The 8430-nt window shown below is 69.7% G+C and carries 6 protein-coding genes and 2 pseudogenes; 6 read left to right on the top strand and 2 right to left on the bottom strand.

The features are described 5' to 3' along the window. Positions 1–1197: 1197 nt before the first annotated feature. From ACZ4SA_RS06100 to ACZ4SA_RS06085, 4 genes and pseudogenes are all read left to right on the top strand, one after another. Positions 1198–1398: a hypothetical protein gene (locus ACZ4SA_RS06100; protein WP_468270311.1), complete on the top strand. Its 201-nt coding sequence runs from the start codon at positions 1198–1200 to the stop codon at positions 1396–1398. A gap of 75 nt (positions 1399–1473) precedes the next feature. After that, positions 1474–1853, top strand: a pseudogene (locus tag ACZ4SA_RS06095) (Ku protein); the annotation flags it as partial. Between the two features lie 15 nt (positions 1854–1868). Continuing rightward, complete coding sequence (locus ACZ4SA_RS06090) at positions 1869–3941, top strand: SpoIIE family protein phosphatase (RefSeq protein ID WP_468270309.1); 2073 nt, start codon at positions 1869–1871, stop codon at positions 3939–3941. A 154-nt stretch (positions 3942–4095) separates the two neighbouring features. Beyond that, a complete protein-coding gene (locus ACZ4SA_RS06085; RefSeq protein WP_468270307.1) occupies positions 4096–4629 on the top strand; it encodes an O-acetyl-ADP-ribose deacetylase in 534 nt (177 codons plus the stop codon). A gap of 38 nt (positions 4630–4667) precedes the next feature. Here the strand turns inward: ACZ4SA_RS06085 and ACZ4SA_RS06080 are convergent. Next, a pseudogene (locus tag ACZ4SA_RS06080) lies at positions 4668–4904 on the bottom strand (M55 family metallopeptidase); the annotation flags it as partial. Positions 4905–5500: 596 nt separating this feature from the next. Between ACZ4SA_RS06080 and ACZ4SA_RS06075 the strand changes: the two are divergent. Next, positions 5501–5974 carry a carboxymuconolactone decarboxylase family protein gene (locus ACZ4SA_RS06075; RefSeq protein WP_468270305.1) on the top strand — a complete coding sequence of 158 codons (474 nt, stop codon included), beginning with the start codon at positions 5501–5503 and terminating at the stop codon, positions 5972–5974. An 81-nt stretch (positions 5975–6055) separates the two neighbouring features. Then, positions 6056–7012: a sigma factor gene (locus ACZ4SA_RS06070; RefSeq protein ID WP_468270303.1), complete on the top strand. Its 957-nt coding sequence runs from the start codon at positions 6056–6058 to the stop codon at positions 7010–7012. Here ACZ4SA_RS06070 and ACZ4SA_RS06065 read toward each other — a convergent pair. Further along, complete coding sequence (locus ACZ4SA_RS06065; protein ID WP_468270301.1) at positions 6999–8228, bottom strand: PP2C family protein-serine/threonine phosphatase; 1230 nt, start codon at positions 8226–8228, stop codon at positions 6999–7001. The two genes, ACZ4SA_RS06070 and ACZ4SA_RS06065, sit on opposite strands and share 14 nt — an antisense overlap. Positions 8229–8430: the final 202 nt, after the last annotated feature.

Raw genomic sequence — 8430 nt, 5'->3', positions numbered from 1 at the left:
TCCACACCCCATCTACTTTTCTCTTCTTTGTCTCCCCCCCCCCCCCCCCCCCCCCCCCCCCCCCCCCCCCCCCCCCCCCCCCCCCCCCCCCCCCCCCCCCCCCCCCCCCCTCGCCCCTTGCCTGTGGTCATGCACGCCCCGGTGGGGGAGGCGCCGGCCAGTCCGCAGACGTCGCTCCCCGCCCCGCTGACCAGCACCAACACCCACCGGTCGGTTCACGAATCTGCAACGGCTGTGACCGACTCGCACACCTGACACCCGTTCGGACCTTGGACAATGTGAGTTCCTCACCTTCGAATTAGCGTGGAAGTAAGGCACCGCCGGCCTGACCACGAAAGAGGAACCGTCATGAAGGTGTCATCTGCTACGCCGCTTTGTGCTCTGACCCTGCTCACGCTCATGGCCGGCGTGCCAGTTGCCCACGGGGACACGGCGGCGGCGCGCGACCAGGACCGAGACAACCGGCCGAAGGCGGAGACTATTACGGTGAGCTCCCGGCCGGCCGGCACATCAATTCCCCCTGGTCACAGTGCAGACCTGTTCGATGAGAAGGGTAATCGGGTGGGGTTCTCCGCGACCATCTGCAGTCCCGTCTCATCGAACCCCACTACGATCCTGTGCCACGGGTCCTATGTGCTGGAAGGCAAAGGCGAGATCACATGGGAGAATGCCAACCGCGGCCAAGCGACTCCGTACTTCACCGCAATCACCGGGGGGACCGGAAGGTTCTGCGAGGCTCGCGGGCAGATCCGAGTGATTCGTACCCAATCGGAGCCTGGAGGCGGCCTCTCCCAACTGCAGGTGATCACCGGACGCAGGTGCCCTGTTTCTGCTTGATTGCAGACACCATGTCGGGGCCGGTGAGAGCGGCCCACGAACAAGAGACCGCGTCCTGCGCCGGGTCGACTCCGGCGGACGCGAGTGGGAGATCCCGGTGAGCAGGTTGCACGGGATGGCGGAGGAAGAGCGATGACGACAAGCACCCAAGAGGAGAGCGCGGAGCGCATGGCCCCTCACCTGGAGGCGATGCGGGCCGGAGACGCCGCTGCCGCAGGACTGTGCGCCAGGTAGAGCTGCTGCCCACGTAGCCCTCCATCCACGACTTCTCCGGCCTGGTCGCCGCGATCGGCCGGCACCGCGTCAACCCCCCCGCAGATCGGCGCAGTCGTCGACAACGCCTGGCGGGTGGCCGGCCTGATGCGTACCGTCGTCCGCCTGCGGCCGCTGCCCGCCCGCAGCGCCCTGTTCGGCGCGGGCCTGGCCGTCGCCTACAGGGCGGCGGCAGGCGAAGGCATCGACGCCCCCTACGGGGCGCTGGTAGACCTCGCCCGCGATTTCGACACCGGCCGGTGCGACGCGTATGGCGCAGTCGGCCGCATCAGCTCCTGGCGCATCTGAGCTCACCGCAAGACATGTCTCTCGCCGTGCGCCGCCGTACGCTGGCCGTCTCGGGGCTGTATCGGAGGTTTCGTCATGCCCCATCCCACGTGGTCCCGCGCTATCAGCTTCGGCCTGGTCACGATCCCGGTCAAGGTCGTCGACGCCACCGAGAACCACGACATCTTGTTCCGGCAAGTACACCCCGAGGACAAAGGCCGGATCCGCTACCGCAAGATCTGTGAGCTGAACGGGAAGCAGTTGTCCGACGAGGAGATCGTCAAGGGCTACGAAGTCGCGAAGGACACGCTGGTGGCGGTCAGGGACGAGGACCTGGGGACATGCCGCTGCCGACGGCGAAGGCGATCGAGATCGCCGTGTTCGTCCGCGTCGAGTCGATCGACCCCGTCCGGATCGGGGACTCCTGCTACCTCGAGGCAGGCGGCCAGGTCGCTGCCAAGCCCGACAAACTCCTGTGCCAGGGGTAGTTGATGGACAGCGCGCTGGCCGATGTGGTGCGGGAGAGCGACGCCTTCGGGGCGCTGTTCTACGTGCTGTCCCCAGGGGGAGATGCGTTGTGGCTGACCGTGATGACGGGGGCCCCGCACGAGATTGCCGCCCCGTGGACGCGGGTGGGCCTGAATGATCCGATGCCGGTGGCCGACGCCGTGCGCGAGCGGTGCCTGGTGTGGATCGGCGGTCAGGAGGAGATGGCGCGCCGGTACCCGCGTCCGGCGCTCGTGCTGCCGTACGATTTCGCGCTGGCAGCCGCCCCGCTCGTCTCAGGTACCACGGTGTGGGGCGGTCTGGTGCTTCTGTGGCCGGGCACTCGTTCGCCGCGGCTCAGTCCTCATGAGCGCGATGTCATCGAGGCGGGCTGCCGCCGTTTGGGCCGTCTCATGCAGCAGGCGGCGGATGGTGGTGATCCGGTGCTGCCGGCTGAGAGGGTGCGGACGTTGCCTCCGCCGGCCGCCCCTGCCCTGTCACCCGGGGAGGCAGCGGCGGTCGCGGCATTCCTCGAGCGCCTGCCCGGAGGGGTGTGTGCGCTGGACCTGAACGGCCGCATCACCTTCATCAGCCCGGCGGCGGCCGACCTGGTCGGTGCCGACCGAGCCGACCTGCTGGGTGCTCTGCCTTGGGAGGCGTTGCCGTGGATGGACGTTCCCCAGGTCGAGGACCGCTACCGGGCCGCACTGGTCAGCCGCCGGCCCCAGGCCTTCACCGTCCTGCGCCCTCCGGACGTGTGGTTGTCCTTCGAGCTGTACCCGGACTCCTCCGGCATCAGCGTCCGCATCACGCCCAGCGACCCGTCCGAGGGTGCTCAGGCATCGATGCCGGTGACTGCCGCGGGCCCCGGCCGCGCCACCGTGCTCTATCACCTGATGCATCTGGCGGCCACGCTCACCGAGGCTGTCGGCGTCAAGGACGTGGTCGAGCAGACCGCCGACCAGCTCCTGCCGGCCCTCGGCGCCAAGGCCATGGCGCTGATGGTCGCCGAGGACGGCCGTCTGAAGATCCGCGGCTACCGCGGCTACAGCGCCGACCTCATGGATCGCTTCGACGCCATCCCCCTGGACACGGACACCCCCGACGGCAAGGTATTCGCCACTGGTACCCCGAGCTTCTACGCCACCTTCGCCGACCTCCAGCGCGACTACCCTCACGCCGTTCACCAGGACCAGATGGCCGCATGGGCCTTTCTGCCGCTGATCGCCTCCGGCCGCCCCATCGGCACTCTCGTCCTCGCCTACAACCGGCCCCGCACCTTCCCCCCAAGCGAACGCGCAGTCCTCACCTCACTGGCCGGCCTGGTCGGCCAAGCCCTCGAACGCGCTCGTCTCTACGACACAAAGCACGACCTCGCCCACCGTCTGCAGGCCAGTCTGCTGCCCCACACTCTCCCCGACTTCCCCGGCCTGCAGATTGCTGCCCGCTATCTGCCGGCCGCCCAGGGCCTGGGCATCGGCGGCGACTTCTACGACCTCATCCGCCTCGACGAGCACACCGCAGCCGCAACCATCGGCGACGTGCAAGGCCACAACGTGGACGCCGCCGCCCTCATGGGACAGGTCCGCGCCGCCGTCCACGCCCACGCCACTGTGGGCGCACCCCCGGACCACGTCCTGGCCGCCACCAACCGCCTCCTCACCGACCTCGACCCGGGCCTGTTCACCAGCTGCGTCTACACCCACCTTGACCTCGCCCGCAGGCGCGCCTGCCTCGCCACCGCCGGCCACCCCCCACCACTGCTACGCCACGCGGACGGACACATCGAAGTCCTGCACGTGTCACCCGGCCTCCTGCTCGGCATCGACCCGGACGCCCGCTACCCGACGCTCGAATTCGCGCTTCCGCCCGGCTGCGTGCTCGCCCTCTACACCGACGGGCTCGTCGAAGCCCCCGGAGTCGACCCCGACGATGCCACCGCCGCCCTCGCCGGACTCCTCGAACACGCCGACCCCACCGACCTCGACGCCATGGCCGACACCCTCATCCGACACGCCCCCACCGCCGGCGACGACATCGCCCTTCTCCTCCTCAGCCCCCAGCAGGCAAGCGATTGATGAGCACGCTGGCCGGGACAGTCGTCACGGAACTGACGGATGCTGTCACCGGAGCGGGCCGCATTCCTCGTACGGTCGCGACAGGTGGGGGGACGACAGCGACATCGCCATGTCGAGGTAGTGCACCCCGGCCGCATCGGGGGATGATGGCCCCATGACGAATGCGGCACCGGCCATCATCCTCGTCCGCGGCGACATCACCGAGCAGCAGGTCGACGCCATCGTCAACGCGGCGAACTCCTCGCTGCTGGGTGGCGGGGGCGTCGACGGCGCCATCCACCGCAAGGGCGGCCCCGAGATCCTCGCCGAGTGCCGGGCGCTGCGCGCTTCCCAATACGGGAAGGGCCTGCCCACCGGGCAGGCCGTCGCCACGACGGCCGGCCGCCTGGACGCCGCCCACGTCGTTCACACCGTCGGCCCGGTGCACTCCAGGTCGGAGGACCGCTCGGCGCTCCTCGCCTCCTGCTACCGCGAGTCGCTGCGCACGGCCGCCGAGTTGGGGGCGCGCACCGTGGCGTTCCCCGCCATCTCGACCGGCGTCTACGGCTGGCCGATCGACGACGGCGCCCGCATCGCGATCCGCACGGTCCGCGAGACGGCCCCCGAGCCGGTCGCCGAGGTGCGCTTCGTACTCTTCGACGAGCCGGCGTACCGGGCCTTCGAGTCCGCCCTTGCGGCGATGCCCTGAGCGGGCCGGTCCGAGGGCAGATACCGCACGGTGCCAACCAGACGGGTCTCGCCCATGGAGCGCCCGGCCACCCGCACGTCGAGGACGGCGTCGCTCATGGTGTGCGCCGGCACGGCCGGCCCGTTACCGGCGCGGGCGTATGCGACCCACACCACGGCATTGGGTTCGGCGTCCAGGTCGCCCGCGATCACGGCGTTCGCTTCGGCCGTCATCACGGCCCGGCCGTGCTCGTAGTCGTAGCGATCCGGAATCGTCCCGGCGGGGCCCACGCCCACGCCCCTACGGCGTCCCGTTGCTCACCTTCGGTGCATGCGCTGCGCATGCTGCCGCAGCAGTGGGGTTCTCGGACGAGTGGGTCGCCGAGCTCACCGCCAAGTACCCGGCTCAAGCTCATCGGCGAATAACTCCGCCGGGTCCGACGCGCCTCGCGACCGTCTGCCGCGCAAAACGGCACCGGAGCCGGTGCGTCGCGAGTTGGGTGGGGCTGGACGGTCGGAGTGCTGTAGGCGCCGCCGCTCCCGAACACCACGATCGACGACAGGTGCCGGCTGGGCCGAGACAGTTGCCTGAGCGCTCGAGCGTTTGTCCGGGCCATGTAACGCACTGCGAGCGCCAGTTGGCGAAGCGGGGTCAGTCGAGCCGCTCAGTCATACGGTGGTGACGGGCACTCGGCGCTCGTTGCCCCTTCCTTCAGTGTGCGGTTCCGCGATGCAGGGCCGGCTCCCTGCGCGTTGTCGTTGCGTACACAACGCAGGGCTCTGACGCGCGCCGCTGCGGCGGCGAGACGCAGGTCACATCCGTCCATGTCACACGGGGGCGGGCTGCTCCGTCTCAGGGGGTGTAGCCACTGTCGAACACGGAGGAGCGCATCATGGACGCGCGACTGAACTACTTCACCGACCCGACTGCCGGCAAGGCCTTCAAGCACATCATGTCGGTGGGTGAGGTGATCAAGGAATCTCCGCTGCCGGCCGCGACGCAGGAGCTGGTGGCGCTGCGCGTGAGCCAGATCAACGGCTGCGCCGTCTGTATCGACATGCACACCAAGGAGGCCGCCGCTGCAGGCGAGACCTCGGTGCGGCTGAACCTCGTGGCGGCGTGGCGGGAGGCCATGGTCTTCACCGATGCCGAGCGTGCCGCCTTGGAGCTGGCGGAGCAGGGCACCCGGATCGCGGATGCTGCCGGTGGGGTCACGGACGAGGTGTGGGTGAATGCCGCCAAGCACTACGACGAGGGGGAGCTCACCGCCCTGGTGCTCCTGGTCTCCGTCATGAACACGGCGAACCGGCTGAACGTCATCGCCCAGCAGCCGGCCGGCAACTACGAAGCCGGGCAGTTCCACTGAATGCCGCCCGGCAGATCACAACAAGCCGCCTGCGCCGACGAGCTCAGCCGGGTGGGAGTACTTCAGGGGAGGGGCGTCGGCGTGAGCAAGGTCGAGGACTTCGAGGAGCTGAGGCCGCTGCTGTTTTCGATTGCCTACCGGATTCTGAGCAGCGTGACTGAGGCCGAGGATGCGGTGCAGGAGACGTGGCTGCGCTTTGACGGCTCGGCGACCCGGCCCACTTCGGCCAAGGCTTTTCTGTCGGCCACGGTGACACGGATCTCGATCGATGTGCTGCGGTCTGCGCGGGTGCGGCGGGAGCAGTATGTCGGGCCGTGGTTTCCCGAACCGCTGCTGAGCGATCCGTATCAGGATCCGGAGCGGTCGGTGGAGCTGGCCGACTCGGTGTCGATGGCGGCGCTGCTGCTGCTGGAGGTGTTCGCCTTCGGGTTCGACGAAGTCGCCGCGGCGGTGGGGCGTTCGGAGGCGGCATGCCGGCAGCTGCTGGTGCGGGCACGGCGGCATATGGAGGCCGGGCGGCCACGGTTCGCAGCGGACCGTCAGGAGCGGCAGGAGCTGGCGGCGCGGTTCTTCGAGGCGCTGAAGAACGGCGATGTGGGCGGGCTGCAGGATCTGCTGGCCGCCGACGTGCAGCTGGTCGGGGACGGCGGAGGCAAGGCGCCGCAGCTGGCCAAGGCCGTCATGGGTGCGGAGAACGTGGGCCGGTTGCTGGGCGCGTTCTTCCCCCGGCTGATCCGGATCGGCGTGACGTGCGAGCCCCTCGAGGTCAACGGCCAGCCCGGCGCGATCTTCCGCGACCGGGACGGCAAGATCCTGAACACGCTGATCCTCGAGGTGCTCGACGGGCAGATTCAGACCGTCCGAGGGGTGAACAACCCCGACAAGCTGGGCCACCTCGGGCCGGTCGCCGACGCCTGGGCCATCGACCGCGAGGTGAAGGAGGCCCGGCGGATGAACGGACCTCGACCGCGATGGAGCGCACACGTGACGAAGGGCCCGCCTCTTGCGGCGACGGGGGACCTGGTCACAGGTGGATGATGACCAGGGCGGTGTCGTCGGTGTTGCCGGCCGGGGGGATCAGCTCGGCCAGCAGGGTGTCGGCGAGGGTGTCGGCGTCGGCTGTCCCATGGCGGGCCAGGCAGTCGGCGAGCCGCTGCAGACCGGTGTCGATGTCTTCGCGGCGGCGTTCGATCAGTCCGTCGGTGTAGAGGACGAGGACGGCGCCGTCGGTGAAGGCGCTCTGTGCTTCGGGCCTTGGGGCGTGCTCGGGGCGGGTGCCCAGCGGGGGGTCGGTGGCCTGGTCGAGGAACTCGACAGTGCCGTCGGCGTGGAGCAGCGCGGGCGGGGGATGGCCGGCGCTGCTGTAGGTGAGGGTTCGGTCGGTGCAGTCGATGACAACCTGTACCGCGGTGGTGGACTCGGCGCCGTCGACGGAGCGGGCGTACAGGCCCAGTGTGTCGAGGGCCGCTGCGGGGCCGTCGGCCACGCGTACGGCGGCACTCAGTGCGCTGCGGAGCTGACCCATGACGCAGGCCGCGGGCAGGCCATGGCCGACGACGTCGCCGACGGCCACCGCGATGCGGTCTTCGGGCAGTTCGGCCAGGTCGTACCAGTCGCCGCACACGTTCAGGGCGCCGACGGCGGGCCGGTAGCGCACGGCTGCCCGGCGGAGGCCGACCGGACCGGGGGCGGGCAGCATCGCCGCCTGCAAGGTCAGTGCGACTTCACGTTCGCGGGCGTGGGCCTGGCGCAGCCGCTCGTTGACCTCCTGCAGTTCGCGGGCGCGGGTGTACAACTCGGCTTCCAGCACCCTGGCCTGGTCCCCGCCGTCCCGGCCGCCGCGGGCGCGGATCAGCTCGGTGACCTCCTCCACCCGGAGCAACAACAGCACCACACGCCCGTCCGGGCCGAAGACGGGGGTGTTGACCGGACTCCAGTACCGTTCCTCCCACTCGCCGGGCCGCTCGGGGTCCTCGATGTCGTAGCGCTGAAGCGCCATGGCATCGCGCTCCCCGGTGGTTGTCACCCTCCGCAGCGACACCTCCAGGTTGCGCATGCCGGTCGCGCCTGGGTCGTTGGGATTGTCGGGGAAGACATCGAATAGGTACCGGCCGACCACCTGGTCGCGTGTTCGGCCCGACATCTGCAGAATCGCATCGTTCGCATCCACGTACACGAGGTCGGTGGTGAGCAGTGCCACCCCTCCCGGCAGAGCCCGGAACACTGCCGCGTAGTCGACCCCGGAATGCGTCACGTCAGGTCCCAGACGCGGCTGACGCCTGCTCGGCGGGCAGAGCGAGCGGCCCCGGCGGCGAGCGCGGCCCCGGTTACCAGAGGGGTCGAGGACATGGTTCTCCGAAACGTCGGCACAGATCATCGGTACGGACAACGATCGATCTTGCAGCTGTGGCTGGTGAGGTGACGGGGCGAAACGCCGCTCATGTCATTCGGATGAA

The sequence above is a fragment of the Streptomyces sp. NPDC027962 genome, from assembly GCF_055566095.1.
This window is presented reverse-complemented; position numbering and strand designations above follow the sequence as displayed.